This window comes from Rhodoferax sediminis, assembly GCF_006970865.1.
Taxonomy (GTDB): Bacteria; Pseudomonadota; Gammaproteobacteria; order Burkholderiales; family Burkholderiaceae_C; genus Rhodoferax_A; species Rhodoferax_A sediminis.
The window spans coordinates 1526333-1542043 of record NZ_CP035503.1; the positions used below are offsets into that span (position 1 = coordinate 1526333).

The 15711-nt window shown below is 63.9% G+C and carries 13 protein-coding genes; all 13 read right to left on the bottom strand.

The genetic code is table 11. The features are described 5' to 3' along the window. Positions 1-24 precede the first annotated feature (24 nt). The 13 genes from EUB48_RS07340 to EUB48_RS07400 all read right to left on the bottom strand — a co-directional run bounded on the left by EUB48_RS07340 (position 25) and on the right by EUB48_RS07400 (position 15706). Complete coding sequence (locus EUB48_RS07340) at positions 25-3099, bottom strand: efflux RND transporter permease subunit (RefSeq protein ID WP_142818287.1); 3075 nt, start codon at positions 3097-3099, stop codon at positions 25-27. A 10-nt stretch (positions 3100-3109) separates the two neighbouring features. Next, positions 3110-4246, bottom strand: a complete 1137-nt coding sequence (locus tag EUB48_RS07345) for an efflux RND transporter periplasmic adaptor subunit (protein ID WP_244618358.1) — start codon at positions 4244-4246, stop codon at positions 3110-3112. Between the two features lie 28 nt (positions 4247-4274). Next, positions 4275-5792: an efflux transporter outer membrane subunit gene (locus EUB48_RS07350; protein WP_338052433.1), complete on the bottom strand. Its 1518-nt coding sequence runs from the start codon at positions 5790-5792 to the stop codon at positions 4275-4277. A gap of 157 nt (positions 5793-5949) precedes the next feature. Then, complete coding sequence (locus EUB48_RS07355) at positions 5950-7032, bottom strand: LytR C-terminal domain-containing protein (protein WP_142818288.1); 1083 nt, start codon at positions 7030-7032, stop codon at positions 5950-5952. 16 nt (positions 7033-7048) lie between these two features. Further along, positions 7049-8005, bottom strand: coding sequence for a type II secretion system F family protein (locus tag EUB48_RS07360; RefSeq protein WP_142818289.1), 957 nt, complete (start codon positions 8003-8005; stop codon positions 7049-7051). Between the two features lie 36 nt (positions 8006-8041). Beyond that, positions 8042-9019: a type II secretion system F family protein gene (locus EUB48_RS07365; RefSeq protein ID WP_142818290.1), complete on the bottom strand. Its 978-nt coding sequence runs from the start codon at positions 9017-9019 to the stop codon at positions 8042-8044. Between the two features lie 6 nt (positions 9020-9025). Then, positions 9026-10396: a TadA family conjugal transfer-associated ATPase gene (locus tag EUB48_RS07370; RefSeq protein WP_142818291.1), complete on the bottom strand. Its 1371-nt coding sequence runs from the start codon at positions 10394-10396 to the stop codon at positions 9026-9028. Positions 10397-10413: 17 nt separating this feature from the next. After that, on the bottom strand, positions 10414-11577 hold the full coding sequence (locus EUB48_RS07375) for a CpaE/TadZ family protein (RefSeq protein ID WP_142818292.1): 1164 nt from the start codon (positions 11575-11577) through the stop codon (positions 10414-10416). A gap of 17 nt (positions 11578-11594) precedes the next feature. After that, positions 11595-12053 (bottom strand): TadE/TadG family type IV pilus assembly protein, encoded by a 459-nt coding sequence (locus EUB48_RS07380; RefSeq protein ID WP_142818293.1) that lies wholly within the window; start codon positions 12051-12053, stop codon positions 11595-11597. Next, positions 12050-12502: a TadE/TadG family type IV pilus assembly protein gene (locus tag EUB48_RS07385; RefSeq protein WP_142818294.1), complete on the bottom strand. Its 453-nt coding sequence runs from the start codon at positions 12500-12502 to the stop codon at positions 12050-12052. Before EUB48_RS07385 ends, EUB48_RS07380 begins: the two co-directional genes overlap by 4 nt. 10 nt (positions 12503-12512) lie before the next feature. Continuing rightward, the gene (locus EUB48_RS07390; protein WP_142818295.1) at positions 12513-13793 is read right to left on the bottom strand and encodes a pilus assembly protein TadG-related protein; all 1281 of its coding nucleotides are present in this window, start codon (positions 13791-13793) and stop codon (positions 12513-12515) included. 13 nt (positions 13794-13806) lie between these two features. Next, complete coding sequence (locus tag EUB48_RS07395) at positions 13807-14091, bottom strand: pilus assembly protein (protein WP_142818296.1); 285 nt, start codon at positions 14089-14091, stop codon at positions 13807-13809. A 10-nt stretch (positions 14092-14101) separates the two neighbouring features. After that, positions 14102-15706: a type II and III secretion system protein family protein gene (locus tag EUB48_RS07400; RefSeq protein WP_142818297.1), complete on the bottom strand. Its 1605-nt coding sequence runs from the start codon at positions 15704-15706 to the stop codon at positions 14102-14104. Between the last annotated feature and the right edge of the window lie 5 nt (positions 15707-15711).

Here is a 15711-nt window from a genome sequence, read left to right on the forward strand (position 1 = left end):
GGCTTTTTGAGGTGGGGTAGCCTGTCAGGTGGCAGCGTGCGGCTCGCCAGCGCCGGGCGCGCCGATACTGGCGACGCGCTGATTGCTGTGGTCGGCACCAATGAACAGGTACATCGCCGGCACCACGAACAGCGTGAACAGCGTGCCGATCGAGAGGCCGGTGAAAATCACCAGCCCCATCGCCTGCCGGCCTGCCGCGCCCGCGCCCGAGGCAATGACCAGCGGCACCACGCCGAAGACCATGGCCGCCGTTGTCATCAGGATCGGCCGCAGCCGTATGCCGGCGGCCTCTTCGATCGCCTCGCGCTTGCTCTTGCCGGCGCGCTGCAGCTGGTTGGCCACCTCGACGATCAGGATGCCGTGCTTGCTGATCAGCCCCATCAGCGTGACCAGCCCGACCTCGGTGTAGATGTTCATCGACGCGAAGCCGAGAAAGATGAAGATCAGCGCGCCGAAGAGGGCGAGCGGCACCGACACCAGGATCACGATGGGGTCGCGGAAGCTCTCGAACTGGGCCGCGAGCGCCAGGAACACAATGATCACCGCGAACATCATCGTCACCAGGAAGCCACCCGACTCCTGGATGAACTGGCGCGATTGGCCGGCGTAGTCGGCGCTGTAGCCCGTGGGGGCCACCTCGGCGAGCGTGTTGCGCATGAATTGCAGCACGTCGCCTTGCGCTGAACCCGAAACGCCGGAGATCGTGACCGAATTGAGCTGCTGGAAGCGGCTGATGGATTCGGGCACGATGTCGTATTTCAGGTGCGCCACGGTACTGGCCGGAATCATGGCGCCACTGGGCGTCTTGATGTAAAAGTTGAGCAGTTCGGACGGATTCAGCCGGTCGGTCTGCAGCACCTGCGGAATCACCTTGTACGAGCGCCCCGCGATCGAGAAGTAGTTGACGTAGCCGCCGCCCAGTGCTGCGCCGAGTGCAGTGCCGACATCCTGCTGCGTCAGGCCCAGGGTGGTGATCTTGTCGCGGTCCACCACCACCGTCGCCTGCGGCTTGTCGATCTTGAGATCGGTGTCGACGAAATAGAACATGTTGGCGGCGCGCGCCTTGTCGACCACCTGCTGCGCCACGGTGTTTAGGTTTTCGAAGGGCTCGGTCGTGGTAATCACGAATTGCACCGGCAGGCCCGAAGCCCCCGGAAGCGGCGGAAACTGGAAGGCCGCGATGCGCGCGCCGGCAATCTTGTTCCAGCGCGCCTGCAGATCCTGCTGGATTTCGTGCGCGCTGCGCGAGCGATCGCCCCAGGGCTTGAGCAGCACGCCGCCGATGCCCTGGTTGATCGTTGGCACGCCGGTGATCTGGAACATTTGCTGGTATTCGGGCGTCGCCTTGGCCACGTCGAACGCCTGTTTTGCATACGTCTGCATTTGCTGCGAGGTGGCCGTCGGCGGGCCGACGACCTGCGACACGACGATGCCCTGGTCTTCTTCCGGAGAGAGCTCGGACTTCGACATCTTGAACATCAGGCCGGCGCACAGCATCAGGATCACGCCCATCACGATCAGCACGGGCCAGGTATCGAGCACGCTATGCAGCACGCGCAGATAGCCGCGGTGTACCCGCCCGAACACACGGTCGATCGCCTGCACAAAGCGGCCCTGGTCCTGCTCCGGCTTGAAGAAACGCGATGCCATCATCGGCGACAGCGTGAGCGCAATGACCCCGGACACCGCCACCGCGCCGGCGAGCGTGAACGCGAACTCGGTGAAGAGCGCGCCGGTCAGGCCACCCTGAAAGCCGATCGGTACGTAGACCGCGATCAGCACCACCGTCATGGCCAGAATCGGACTGCCCAGCTCGCGCGCGGCAGCGAATGCCGCCTGCATCGGTGTGGCTCCCTCCTTCATGTGGCGATCGACGTTCTCCACTACGATGATGGCGTCATCGACCACCAGGCCGATCGCGAGCACCAGCGCAAGCAGGGTCAGCAGGTTGATCGAGTAGCCCAGCGCCAGCATCATGAAGAAGGTGCCGACCAGCGACAGAGGCATCGCGATGACCGGCACGGTGACGGCGCGGAAGCTGCCAAGAAAGAGGTAGATCACCAGGGTGACGATGATCAGCGCCTCCACCAGCGTCTTGATCACCTCGTAGATCGAGGTGTTGATGAATTCGGTGCCGTCGTAGACGATCTCGCCCTTCAGGCCCGTGGGTAATTGCTGTTGAATGGCCGGAAAGGCCTCGCGCACGCGCTTGGCCACGTCCAGGATGTTCGCCTGCGGCGCGACCTTGATGCCGATAAAGACCGACTGCGTGCCACCGAAGGCGACGTTGAAGTCGTAATTTTCCGAGCCGAGCGTGACGGTGGCCACGTCTTCCAGCCGCACGATGGCATCGCCGCTGCGCTTGACCGCGAGGCGCTTGAACTGCTCCACCGTGTGCAGGTCGGTGCCCGCCGTCAGCGGCACGCTCACCATCTGGCCCTTGGTGGCGCCGAGTGCCGTGAGATAGTTGTTGGCGGCGAGCGCGGCACTGACGTCGGCCGCGGTCACGCCGTGGGCGGCCATTTTGTTGCTGTCGAGCCAGGCCCGCAGCGAGAATTGACGGGCACCGAGGATTTCGGCGGTCTGCACGCCGTCGATCGCATTGAGCTTGGGCTGGACCACGCGCACCAGGAAGTCGGTCACGTTGTTGGTGGGCAGCGTGTCGCTGTAAAAGCCCATGTACATCGCGTCGATGGTGGAGCCCGTCTGCACCGTGAGCACGGGCTGCTGTGCTTGTGGCGGCAACTGGTTCTTGACCGAGCTGACCTGGGTGTTGATCTCGGTCAGCGCACGGTTAGCGTCGTAGTTCAGGCGCAGCGTGGCGGTGATCGTCGAGACGCCCGACGTGCTGCTGGAGGAAAGGTAGTCGATGCCCTGCGCCTGCGCGATGGCTGTCTCGAGCGGCTGCGTGATGAAGCCCGCTATGGTCTGCGCATCGGCGCCATAGTAGGCGGTTGACACCGTGACCACCGCATTCTCGGTGTGCGGATACTGGTTGATCGGCAGGCTGAACAGCGAGCGCAAGCCCAGTACCAGGATCAGCAGGCTGACCACCGTGGCCAGCACCGGGCGCCGGATGAAAATGTCGGTGAAGTTCATGAACGAAGCCTCACTTTTCCTGCGGAGTCGGGTTCGGACTGTTCGCGGGCTGGACCGAGTTGTCGACGGTCACGGGTGAACCGTTCTTGAGCTTCAGCTGGCCGCTGGTGACGATCTGCTGGCCTGCCGTGAGGCCGGTCAGGACCGCAACCTGGTCGCCACGGGTCGGCCCGGTGGTCACGAAGACCTGCTGCGCCTCGAGCTGGGCGTTGCCCTTGTCGTCCTTCTTGTCGCCAGGCTTGAGCACGAAAACCGTCGAGCCGTAGGGGTTGTAGGTGATCGCCGTCTGCGGCAATGTGAGGTAGCTCTTCTTGTCGCCCGCGTCGACGTCGACGTTGGCGAACATGCCCGGCAGCAGCTGGAGCTTCTCGTTGGCGATCGTGGCTTCAAGCTGGAGGTTGCGCGTAGCCGGGTCGACCTTGGGGTTGATCGCCGTAATCTTGCCGGCAAAGGCCTGTCCCGGGAATGCATCGCTCGACAGGGTCAGGCGCTGTCCGAGCGACACTCCGGCGAGCTGCTTTTGCGGCAGGTTGAAGTCGATGTAGATCGGGTTCAGCGTCTGCAGGGTGACGATCTTGTCGCCCGGATTCAGGTACTGGCCGGGGTTGACGGTGGTAATTCCGAGGCGTCCGCTGAACGGTGCGCGGATGGTCTTTTTCGCCACCAGCGCGGCCTGCTGCGCGACGCTGGCGCGCTTGACACGCAGGTCGGCCTGGTCGGCATCGAGCTGCGCCTGACTGATCGCCTTCACTTCAAACTGCTGGCGGTCGCGCGCCAGCACCGACGCCGAGAGGTCGGCCGCGGCCTGCAGCGCCTGCAGCTGCGCCACGTCAGAATCGGCATTGAGTTCGACCAGCAGCTCGCCCGCCTTCACATCCTGGCCAGAATGGAAGTGGAGGCTGCGCACCAGGCCCGCCACCTCGGTCGTGACGTCGACACCGCGCACCGGATTGAGCGTGCCCACGGCATTGAACTGGGGCTGCCATTCCAGCATTTCGGCCTTCATGGCCGTCACGACTTGCGCGCCAGGCTTGGGCATGCTGGCGATCAGTTTCCTGATTTGCAGAAACTTGCCCAGGGCAAGTACGGCAATTAACAGAACAACACACAGCAGCATGATGAACATGCGTTTGGTCGTGCGCTTCATCGGAAGACCTCCAGGGATTCGAGTATTTTTAGAGTTTGGCGTCGGCCAGGTCGGCGCGGTTCCACCAGCCGCCGCCCAGTGCCTGAAAGAGTGCTGCCGTATCCGCATAGCGCGCGGCCTGCGCCTGCGCCAGTGCGATGCGGGTCTGCTGATAGGTGCGTTGCGCGTCGAGCAGTGCCAGGTTGCTCACCGCGCCAAGCTGGTACTGGCGGTTCACCAGGTCGAGCGACTCGCGCGCCAGCGATGCGGCCTGCGCCTGCGCGCTCAGCGATTGCGCATCGCTGTCGAGTGCGCGCAGCGTGTTTGCCACGTTCAGAAATGCATTGAGGACAGTCTGCTGGTACTGCGCCTGGGCCTGCTCGTAGGCCGCGATCGCCGCGCGTTTCTTCGCCTGCAGCGAGCCGCCGTTGAAAATCGGCTGCAGCAGGCCGGCCCCCAGGCTCCAGGCCGCGCTCGGGCCGCTGAACAACTGGCTGAGCTCGAAGCTTTGCGCACCCACGCTACCACTCAGTGTGATTTGGGGGTAGAGGTTCGCGGTGGCGACACCGATCTGGGCGCTCGCCTGGTGCAGCAGCGCTTCGCTGGCACGAATGTCCGGGCGCTGGCGCAGCAGCGAGGAGGGCAGGCTGACCGGCAGGTCGCCAGGCAATTGCAATGATTCGAGGGTGAACTCGGGCAGCCCGGCTTCGCTGGGCAATCGGCCGGCGTAGACCGCCAACTGCTGGCGTGTTTGCGCCAACGCCTTTTCGAGTGCGGGTAGCGTTGCGCGCGTTTGCGCGAGCTGTGCTTGCTGCGTCAGCACCGTGCCCAGCGCAATGGCCCCCAGCGTTGCCTGCCGTTGCACCAGGTCGAGCGAGCGGCTTTCCGCCTCGATCACCTCCTGCGTGGCACGGAGTTGCGCGCGCAGCGATGCCTCCTGGATCGCCGTCGTGACGACATTGGCGGTGAGCGTGAGATAGGTGGCCTCGACCTGGTAGCGCTGGTAATCGACGGCGGCGCGCAAACCTTCCAGTTCGCGACGGGTCCCGCCGAACGCATCGATGGTGTAGGAAACGTTGACCGAGGCGTTGAAGAGCGTGAAGTCAATGCCGCCGGGGATCTGGCTGGCCACCTGCGACTCACGTTGGCGCGTGACGCCGAGTTGGCCATTCACGCTCGGCAGCTGCTTGGCGCCGGTGTCGGCGTTATAGGTTTCCTGTGCCTGACGCAGGGCCGCCTGCGCAGAGGCGAGGGTCGGGCTGTGCGCCAGCGCGGAGCGGATCAGACGGTCCAGCGGCTCGGAATGGAACACGCCCCACCAGATCGCGGGGATGTCCTGGCCCATCTCGAAGCGTTGCGCGGCCCCGCCGACGCCGGGCGCGCTGGCGGTCTCGGCCGGCAGCGGTACGGGGGTGTACGGGCTTTGCGCGTTGGCGATCGCGGGGGCATCGGGAGCCTTGAAGTCGGGCCCCATCGCACACCCTGCCAGCGCCATGCCGATCGCCGTGCTCAAGGCCGCCTGACGGGTGCGCTGCCAAAGGCGGGTTCGATTATGGATATCGGTCACCGATGCACTCTCGCGTTTGTTGTACGGATGCAGCACCGCGCCGAAGAATTTGGCGGTGCTGCCCTAGCCAAATATGAACACCGCATTATGCATAGAGCGTCGAGGCGTCGAGACGACGCCCGCGCTGCATAGGGCGATCAGTGAGTCGCCAACGTGACTATTGTTCCCCGTTCAATGCCAAAAGCGACTCGCCGTCCGATCCCTCGATCAGCGCCATGGACGAGATGGCGTCTCTGCCCAGCACCAGTCGCACATCCGATGGGGCCGAAGAGCTGTTGGTCGCCACCACCACTGCGTGCCCCCGCAGCGCGTGTTTCAACGCCTCGGCGGCCTGCTCGTAGCCGGCCCGATACTGGATCTTCGTTTCCTGCTGGGTATAAGGGAGCGCATTGGTCAGCCGGTTCACCGCGATGCCGTGCCGGCCGAGCACACCCTGTATCCGCCTGGCCATGCCGGCAACGCCGTTGCCGTTGGCAACTTCCACTCGGGCCGCTTTGGCAGGAGGGGCAGAAGCAGCAGGCGCAGAAGCCAGCGTCGCAGCGGCCGCAACGGGTTTCCCGGTCTGCAGGTCCGCCAGCACTGAGGCGATAGCCGCCTTCAGCCTGAGTTGATAGACGTCAGGTTCGATCTGCACCACCTCCATGCGCGCTTGCGGCGTCTCGGGTGGGTTCACGATCGCGAGTCCCTGCGCGGGAGCGGCGGGCACGGGCGTCGGCGCTGTTGCCGCAGCCGGCGCCGCGGCAGCAGGCGCACCGTGCCCTGCCGATGCCGCCTGTACCGCTTTCAGATTATTGCGTGCGCGCTCGTCGCCCGCATCCAGCGCCAGTGCGCGTTGCAGGGCCGCCACCGCCGCGTCGTCATCGCCCTGCATGGAGTAGACATAGCCGAGGTTGTTGTGCAGGTACGCCACCGCCGGATAGTCGGCCACGAGCTGCTGCAACAGGGCCGTGGCATCGTCAAGCCTGCCCTGCTGCGCGTCGATGACGGCGAGCGCGTTGCGTGCCTCCATCGGACGGCTGTCGAGCGCGATCGAATGGCTGTAGGCAGCGCGGGCCAGATCGAGGTTGCCGCGATCCTGGTGATATTTGCCGAGTTGGTAGTAGGTTGCCGCCGCCTGATCGGACGAATGGCGCACCCGCAGCACGGGTTGCAGGGTGATTTCCATTTTGGCAGGCGGCGCGGCGCAAGCCTGCAACAGGCAAACCCCCAGCGCAAGCACGATCGGACGCAGTGTGAACATGGTGTTTGCTTCCTTCTCAATTGGTGCCGGCCATCGTCGGCAGCAGAACCCGGTAGATCTGGATGAAGGCCGGCCCGAGCAGCACAACCAGCAAGGACGGGAAGATGAAAAAGATCAGCGGGAACAGCAGCTTCAGCGCGATTTTTGCTGCCTGCTCCTCGGCGCGCTGGCGCCGCTTGGTGCGCAACAGATCCGATTGCACGCGCAGCGAGTCGGCCACGCTGGTGCCGAAACGCTCCGACTGAATCAGCATCGCCACCAGCGCGTCAACGTCTTCCACGCCGGTGCGCAGCGCCAGGTTGCGCAAGGCCTTTTCCTTGGAATTGCCGGCGCGCAACTCCAGTGTGACGAGGTGCAGCTCATCGCTCAGGGCCGCGCTCTTGAGGCCAATCTCGGCGGCCACGCGCGCCAGTGCGGCATCCATCGCCAGCCCGGCCTCGACACACACCGTCATCAGGTCCAGCGCATCCGGAAAGCTCTCGAAGATTTCACGCTGACGCCGTGCGATCAAGTTCTTCAACACAAGGTTGGGCAGGTAGTAGCCAACGGCCGCCGCACCCAACAGCCAAAGCAGCAGTGTGTTCGCGCCGTATTTTGCGCTGGAGGTGCTCAGGACAAAAAACACCAGCAGCGGCAGGCCCAGGGCTAGCGCCGTTTTGGCCGTGAAGAACAGGGCCGGGGCCGAGGGCTGGCGAAAGCCCGCGTTCATGAAACGGGTTCGCAGCATGGAGGTTTCCCACCCTTCCGCAGGCACCGACAGCTTGGCCAGAGGGCCGGCCAGCTTGATGATGCGCGCCACCCAGGGGCTGGGCTCACTACCTCCACCGCCGCCGGCCGCCGGCGCTGCGCGGCCCACCGCCGCATCGATGCGGTCCTTCACGGGGTTCGCGGCGAACAGCCGCATTGCCAGCATGACCGCGCCGAACACGGCCAGGAAAACCAGTCCCAAAAACGCCAGTTGCAAGGTAGTCATGACACTGTTGCTCCTGAAAAATGAGTCTTGTACCCATCACACCCGGATGCGGATGATCTTGCGCATGGCCAGAATGCCGAGCAGCATCAATATGCCGGCAGCGGCGGCCACCTTGCGGCCGGCAGGATCGGTATAAAGCACCTCGAGAAACTTCGGATTCACCAGGTGGATCATGAGTGCCGCCCCGAACGGCAGCAGCGACAGGATCCAGGCCGAGAGCTTGCCCTCGGCCGACAGCACGCGCACCTGTCCCATCAGCTTGAGGCGGTCGCGGATGATGGTGCTGATGCTGCTCAGCAGTTCCGACAGATTGCCCCCCGTCTCGCGCTGGATCAGCACGGCAATGATGAAGTAGCGCAGGTCGGTGCTGGGCACGCGGGTCGCCAGGTTCATGAGGGCGTCCGGCATGGCGATGCCGAAGTTCACCTCATCGAAGGTGGCGCGGAACTCGCCCGCCAGCGGGTCGCTCATTTCATCGCCCACCATCTTCAGCGCGGTCGGAAAGGCGTGCCCGGCACGCAAGGCGCGTCCCATCAGGTCCAGCGCATCGGGCAGTTGCTGTTCGATGCGCGTCAGGCGTTTGCTCTTCACCCTTGTGACATAAAAATACGGCAGCGTGGCCGCGGCGCAGGCCAGGGCCAGCCGCAGCAGCCAGGGTATAGCGAAGAAGCCGGTCGCAAAGAAAGGAAGCGCAAACGCCAGCAGCGATATCCCCAGGAACTCCGCCACGCTCCACGACAGCCCCGATTGCTGCAGCAGGCGGTCCAGCGTCGCCACGCGCGGCATCTGCAGCAGGATGCGCTGCACCCCGGGGGTCTTGCTCAACAGCCGTTCCTTGACGATGGAAATGGCTTGCTCGTCACCGTGTCCGCCCGCCGACATCACGCGCAAGCGACGCGCCACGCGCTCGGCCTCGGGCCCCCTGGAAGAATTCCATGCCAGGTACGCACCCTCGATCAGCAGCACGACTGCGATGAAGGTCAGCGTCGCAAAGAGGTAGTAGAGGTAGCTCATGGCGGTCTAGTGGTACTGGCGTGTCGGGTCGAACAGGGTTTCGGACACCGTGATGCCGAAGGTGCGCAGCCGCTCGATGAAGCGCGGGCGAACCCCGGTGGCGCAAAAATGCCCGGCCACGGCGCCGTCCGCGCCCAGCCCCGTCTGCTTGAAGCTGAAAATCTCCTGCATCGTGATCACGTCACCCTCCATGCCCGTGATCTCCTGAATGGAGATGACCTTGCGTTTGCCATCGGTCAGTCGTGCTACCTGCACCACGACGCTGATCGCCGAGCTGATCTGCTGGCGCATGGCCTTGGTCGGCAGGCTCGCGGACGCCATGCTGATCATGTTCTCCAGCCGGGTCAGTGCATCGCGCGGGGTGTTGGCATGGATGGTGGCCATCGAGCCCTCATGACCGGTATTCATGGCCTGCAGCATGTCCAGCGCCTCGCCGCCGCGCACCTCGCCCAGGATGATGCGGTCCGGTCGCATGCGCAGCGCGTTGCGCACCAGGGCCCGCTGCGTCACCTCGCCCTTGCCCTCGATGTTCGGCGGGCGCGTCTCCAGGCGCACCACATGGGGCTGCTGCATTTGCAGTTCGGCGGCATCCTCGACCGTGACGATGCGCTCGGCACCGCTGATAAAGCCCGAAATGACATTCAGCATGGTGGTCTTGCCGCTGCCGGTGCCGCCCGAGATCAGGATGTTGACCTTGGCCTTGCCCAGGCCCTGCAGGATTTCCGCCATGTCCGCGGTCAGGCTCTTGTACTCGACCAGATCGGCCAGGCGCAGCGGCTCGGCCGCAAAGCGGCGAATCGACAGGATCGGGCCATCAATGGCGAGCGGCGGAATGATGGCGTTGACGCGCGAGCCGTCGGGCAGGCGCGCATCCACCATCGGGCTCGACTCATCGATGCGCCGGCCCACGCGCGAGACGATCTTGTCGATAATCTTCATCAGGTGCGCATCATTCGTGAACGTGACGTCGGTCAACTCCAGCCTGCCGTGCCGTTCCACGTAAACCTGCTTGTAGGTGTTGACGAGGATGTCGGACACGGTGGGGTCGGCCAGCAGTGTTTCCAGCGGGCCGAAACCGAGCATCTCGTTCTGGATATCGCGCGTCAGGTTCTTGCGCTCGCTGTCGTTGATGACGACGATTTCCTCTTCGAGCAGGCGCTCCACCAGCATCCTGAGCTCGTCGCGAATCCGCTCCGGGGATAGGCGCTGCATGCTCTCCAGGTCAACCCGGTCCAGCAGGGTCTGATGGATCTGGTGCTTCAGGTCCTGGTAGGCGCGGTTGTCAATGCCGCCGGTGCGCTGCGCGATAAATTGCGTGTCGCCATTGGGACTGGTGCTGCCCAGCCGGTCCCGCAGGGATAGGTTCTCGGTGTTCATGGTGATATCTCCCGTCATCAGGTGCGTTGCAAAACCCGCGACAACCAGCCCTGCGACGCGGGGGCCTCGTCGCCCGCCAGCGACCGGGCAAACTCCTGCAGGGCTCTGGAGATTGGGCTGCTTTTGGCAAGTTTCACGATCGGTACGCCTTGGGCCACCGAAGCCGCCGCGGCTTCGTAATGGTTCGGAATGATCCTGAAGGCACCGGTGCCGAACGCCGCTTCCAGATCGCCCAGCTTGATGTCGCTGCTCTTTTCGTGACGGTTCACGATCAGGTGGATCTTGTCCTTCGGGTAATCCAGCGAACGGAACATACCCATCAGCCGTTTGCCGTCGCGAATGTAGGGCAGCATCGTCTGCAGGACCGGGAAAATCATGTCGGCCTGGTCCAGCGCGCGAATGCTGATGGCGTCCAGGCTGCGGCCCACGTCCAGCACGATGAAGTCGTATTGCCGCCGCGCCAGCTTGAGGATCGCATCAATATGCTCGGGCTTCACGTCGCGCGCATGCGCCGGGTCTTCGGGAGCCGCCAGCACGGCATAGTTCGGCGCGACATTGAGCATGCTCGATGCCAGGAATGAAGGGTCCAGCCGGTGTATTTGCCGGCACACGTCGGACAGCGTCGCCACCGGCTTCTGGTCGGACAGGAACAGCGATGCGTCGCCGAACTGCAGGTTCAGGTCAATCAGTGCAACGCGCTTTTTCCCCTGCGCCGCCAGGGCGTAACCCAGGTTGGTGGCGAGAAAGGTCGCGCCACTGCCGCCCTTGCACGAAATAAACGCCAGCACCTTGCCATTGGCCTGCGAATGGCTGTCGAGCTTTTCCTCGATACGCAAAAGGGCCGGAAACAGGGTGCCGGCACTCACCGGAGAGGCCAATACCTCGCGCACGCCGGCGCGCATGGCCTGAATCAGAAACTCGGGCGAATGCTGCTGGCACAGCAGGATGAACGCCATGCGTGGGTACTGGTGGCTCAGGCGCTCCAGCCGCGCCAGATCGCCGCCCTCTGCGGACGGCTGATCGAGCACCAGTACGTCGGGCGACGCAAGGTCGGTGATTCCGGCCAGCTTGTCCAGCGTGCCAGAAACGGTGCTCACCTCATCGGATGGATTGCGCTCGCGCAGCAGACGGCCTATCTCGGAGAGCTGCTTCTCGTCCCTGGATACAACAGCGATTTTCAAGGGAGCTCCTGAGTGTTCTAGTTGCACACCGGATTGGCAATCCCGCCAACGGTACTCAGCATGCTCTCACGCGGCAGCGTGGTCGAAAACGGTGGCAGCGTGAGCGTCAGCGGCACAAAGGGGATGAATGTGGTAACCGGCACACCGGCACCAATGCTGACCGTCACCGACTGGCAACTGGTTACATCGCAGCCAGCCGGTGTATAGCCGATATCGATCTTGTTGGTCGGCAGGATCGACAGCATCGTCTGCATCCGGACCTTGATCTCAGCGGCGTTCAGATCGCACACCACGGCCATGCGCGCCCCCAGCCGCGTGGCCTCGGCCGCTGAATTCCAGTAGAACAGGACCCGGCCCATTTCCATGATACCGATCAACAGCATGAAGAACACGCTGGCAATGAGCGCGAATTCGACCGCCGCGACCCCGCCTTGGCGCGAGTGACCTCGATGAATCGTTCGGATCAAGGTTTTCATAAGACTTGCCGCATCGTGGTACTGATGTCCCCGAACGTGATGCTGGGCATCACAAACGGCACCAGCGACGTGAATGGATAACCGGTGATGGTCACCGTCACGAGGTTGATGACGCCGCTGCCGGTCGGCTGGTTTTGATTCGTGGTGGGGCAGCTGACGCTGTCGCAGACGCTGACCATGGCCGCCGTGAGGGCTGGCACCAACGCGCTGCCCGTGCAGGCCTGGTTGCCATACACCGCCAGGCACTGCGCCGTGGTGACATCGGCGGGATCCCCAGGGCCTTGGGCGGACAAAAACCGGGCAGCATTGCGCGTGGCCTTGACCAGCGTGTTGTATTGGTAGATGGCGCGGCCGAACTCGGTAATGCCGAAGACCAGCAGCACAAGGGGAATCAGCAAGATGCCCAGTTCCACTGCCGCCACGCCACGCTGTTTCCGGTGGGTGTTCATCGTGACGCCCCTATTGCACCAGCGAGGGAATCATGGGACCGATGCTGCCAGGGCCGCCGACGGAGCCGGAGGTCGCGCAGGGGCTGGCCGGATCGGTGGATTGCCCGCGGTATTCGAGCCACACATCCGGTTTGGTCGAGCCGCCAGTCTGCGGCATGGGATGGAGCATCAATACGCATGCATAACCGAGGATAGGCACGGTTTGCGGATTACTGGCTGCCCAACTGCTGCAATCGACCACCGGCACGGTCGCGAGACGACGATCCGCGCCGGATGCGGCGAGTTGCGTCGGGTTGTACACGGTGACGCCGCCCATATTGAGGTTGAGGCCATCGCCTCCTTGATAGGCGAGATTGCTGCTGCGCGCCGTCAGGAAATTCGGTATGGAGCCTGTTCCGCTGTAGGCATTGAACTTGGATGGCCACGATGTTGGCGTATAGGACTCCCCCGTGTAGTCAGGGGCCGATGGCGGGTTGGCATAGCTGCCTTTGTAAAAGCCAAAGCGTGTGTTCCAGGCATTGCTAAGGCTGTTGATGTTCCCTTGCTCGCCCACTTGGGTCGGCGGAGGCGGTACGCTGCACACCCCCGTGCCCGCCAGCTGGTTGGCGAGCAGGTTGGCGCCACCACCGGGCGGTGTGAAGTTGATCCAGTCGAAGCTGCCGGTCGCCGATGCACTGAGCTTGCTCTCCATCCATTGGCCAATGACCATCCCCGCAAACGGATTGGCCGGTGTCCCGGCGGGTAATTTGCACAGACCCATCGGTATCGCGCAATTCGTCTGCGCCGGCGCCAGGGTCGCCACCGCCTGCGCGCTCACGGTCTGATTGCCCACGCCCAGCACCTGCATGAACCACGGAATGATGCCGGTTTGCTGTGCCGTGCACATCACGTATTTGTAATTGGTGCCTGCGGTTGTGCTGCCGCTGGGCACATAGGTGGAGTCCGGCGCAAACACCGTGCTGAACTTGATGTCGCTCGCTGCAATCTGCGTGCTGCTGATGAGGCTGCTTTGGAAGTCCACCTTGTTGCGCGCCGCAACCGTCAGGCCGGCATTTACGGCATTCGTCACATAGGAGGTCGCACAGGGCCCGGCGGTCGGGTCGCACGTCAGCTCCCGGGACGCCGCCAGCGCGCAGGCGTCGGTGGCGTTTTGCAGTTCGGTCTTTTCGACGTAAAGGTGGCCCAGATCCAGCGCCAGCCCGGCAAACCCGATCAGGACCGGCAGCGACAGGGCGACGATGATCGCCACCGCGCCGCGTTGCAGACTGGTTTGGCATGACAGGGTGTTCATGGTGAAACCAGCGCTACTGTCCGGTACCCACGCCAATGGTGAAAGCGCTCGCCGGTGGCACTGGCGCCTGGTACGACTTCTGGTACAGGTCATAGGCGCTCTTGGCCGCCTTGCCGTCGATCCCGCTGACGGGATCGGTATTGCGCGATGCCTCGGGCGATAGCGTCTGCTGCGCCTTGAGCTGGTTCACGGCCTCGCCAAAGTGGCTGTCCAGGTTCGGCGTCAACGAGACGCAACCTGCGATGGCGAGCGCCACCGCGCACAACGCGCCGGTGGAAAAAAAGTGAGTGCGCTTCATAATGGCTCTCCTATTTGACTTCAAAGCCCGTGGCTGGCGTTGCCGGCTTCTGTTCTTGCGGCGGCGCTGAACCTTCCATCTTTCCGCCGAGGAAGAACTCGCCGCGGCCCGGCTCGATGTAGGAATCGGTCGGCAGTTTGTAATCTTCCGGCAGTGGCTTGACCAGATGCGGCGTGATGATGAAGACTAATTCCGACCGGTCGGTCTGGAAGTCGCTGCTGCGGAACAGCGCGCCCAGCACCGGCACTTCGCCGAGCACGGGAAGCGCCTTGATATTGGTCGTGACATTGTTCTTGATAAGTCCGCCGATGGCGAAGCTCTGGCCATCGTAGAGCTGCACGGTGGTGGTGGCGCGGCGGGTCGTGAAGGAGGGCAGGATCGCCGTGGTCGAGATGCCCGTGGCCGTGATGCCGATGCCCTCCTTGTTCAGGTCCGAGACCTCGGGCGCCACCTTGAGGTTGATGCGGCCGCCCTCGAGCACAGTAGGTGTGAACTTCACCGCTACCCCGAATTCCTTTTCTTCCAGCGTGATGGTCGGCGTGCCACCATTGTTGGTTTGACTGACCGGGATGAAGATTTTCCCGCCCGCTAGAAAGCTCGCTTCCTGGCCACTGATCGCCATGATGTTGGGTTCCGCCAGGACCTTGATCAGGCCATTGTTTTTCTGTGCATCGAGATTGAAAAAGAATTTTCCATTCGTGTTGGAGCCGCCAACATTGCTGGGATTGTTGCTGAGAAGGTTGGACAGCAGCGTGTAGGTCAAGCTGCCGCGCGCCGAGTTCGCGCCAAAGTTGGCGCCCAACTGGTCCACCAGCGTCTTGGAGACTTCGGCCACCTTCACCTCCAGCATCACCTGCTGCGGTGCCGCGATCGAGAGCATGTTGACGACCTTGGGCGCATTCGCCTGCTGGCCGCCCGCTGGTGCCGCTGCGCCCGGCGCAGCCCCCGCAGCCCCCGCAGCCGGCGCCGCACCACCCGCCGCGCCGCCGGCCTGCCCCTGGCTCGCACTGCGCTGCACGTAGGCGGTTGCCAGCGCCAGCACCTGGTCGGCCTTGACCACGTCCGACACCGTGCCGGACACCACGATGGTGTCGGCTGCCGTGGTGATCTTGATGTCCTTTTCTCCGGCCAGCAACTGCTCCAGCCGCGAGCGCAGCGCCACGGTGTCGATGCCGACGGCAATGTCGACGATGGTGGCCTGGTTGGCCTTGTTCCACAGGACCAGATTGGTGGCGCCGACCGATTTGCCGAGCATGTACACCTCGCTCGGGTTGAGCAGGATCACGTCGGCGATGCGCGCATCACCCACGGCCAGCCGCGCCGCCGGGTAGGGCAGGCGCATCAGCGTGGATTTCCCTTCCGAGATGTTGATCTGCGGCGCCAACTCGACGTTGCCGGTGATCGGCGCCCGGGCCGGCAACGCCGCCACCTTGAGTTTGTCGGCACCGGCCTGTTTGCCTGGCTTCGCCGCGGCCCTTGGTGGGTTTTGGGCAGCGAGCGCGCCGGCTTCCAGCGCCGCCTGGCCATGCGCCAGTGTGAACGCCGCCATCACGCCCGTCGCGCCCAGCGCCATGCGCCACGCCGCCGGTGTTGCCGCAGTGCAGAATTTTTTCATAACCT

What these genes read in the sequence shown, in the direction of transcription:
- EUB48_RS07385 (WP_142818294.1), bottom strand. Translation starts at nt 12,502, where the DNA reads ATGAACACCCACCGGAAACAGCGTGGCGTGGCGGCAGTGGAACTGGGC.
- EUB48_RS07345 (WP_244618358.1), bottom strand. Translation starts at nt 4,246, where the DNA reads ATGAAGCGCACGACCAAACGCATGTTCATCATGCTGCTGTGTGTTGTT.
- EUB48_RS07355 (WP_142818288.1), bottom strand. Translation starts at nt 7,032, where the DNA reads ATGTTCACACTGCGTCCGATCGTGCTTGCGCTGGGGGTTTGCCTGTTG.
- EUB48_RS07395 (WP_142818296.1), bottom strand. Translation starts at nt 14,091, where the DNA reads ATGAAGCGCACTCACTTTTTTTCCACCGGCGCGTTGTGCGCGGTGGCG.
- EUB48_RS07370 (WP_142818291.1), bottom strand. Translation starts at nt 10,396, where the DNA reads ATGAACACCGAGAACCTATCCCTGCGGGACCGGCTGGGCAGCACCAGT.
- EUB48_RS07400 (WP_142818297.1), bottom strand. Translation starts at nt 15,706, where the DNA reads ATGAAAAAATTCTGCACTGCGGCAACACCGGCGGCGTGGCGCATGGCG.
- EUB48_RS07380 (WP_142818293.1), bottom strand. Translation starts at nt 12,053, where the DNA reads ATGAAAACCTTGATCCGAACGATTCATCGAGGTCACTCGCGCCAAGGC.
- EUB48_RS07340 (WP_142818287.1), bottom strand. Translation starts at nt 3,099, where the DNA reads ATGAACTTCACCGACATTTTCATCCGGCGCCCGGTGCTGGCCACGGTG.
- EUB48_RS07360 (WP_142818289.1), bottom strand. Translation starts at nt 8,005, where the DNA reads ATGACTACCTTGCAACTGGCGTTTTTGGGACTGGTTTTCCTGGCCGTG.
- EUB48_RS07390 (WP_142818295.1), bottom strand. Translation starts at nt 13,793, where the DNA reads ATGAACACCCTGTCATGCCAAACCAGTCTGCAACGCGGCGCGGTGGCG.
- EUB48_RS07365 (WP_142818290.1), bottom strand. Translation starts at nt 9,019, where the DNA reads ATGAGCTACCTCTACTACCTCTTTGCGACGCTGACCTTCATCGCAGTC.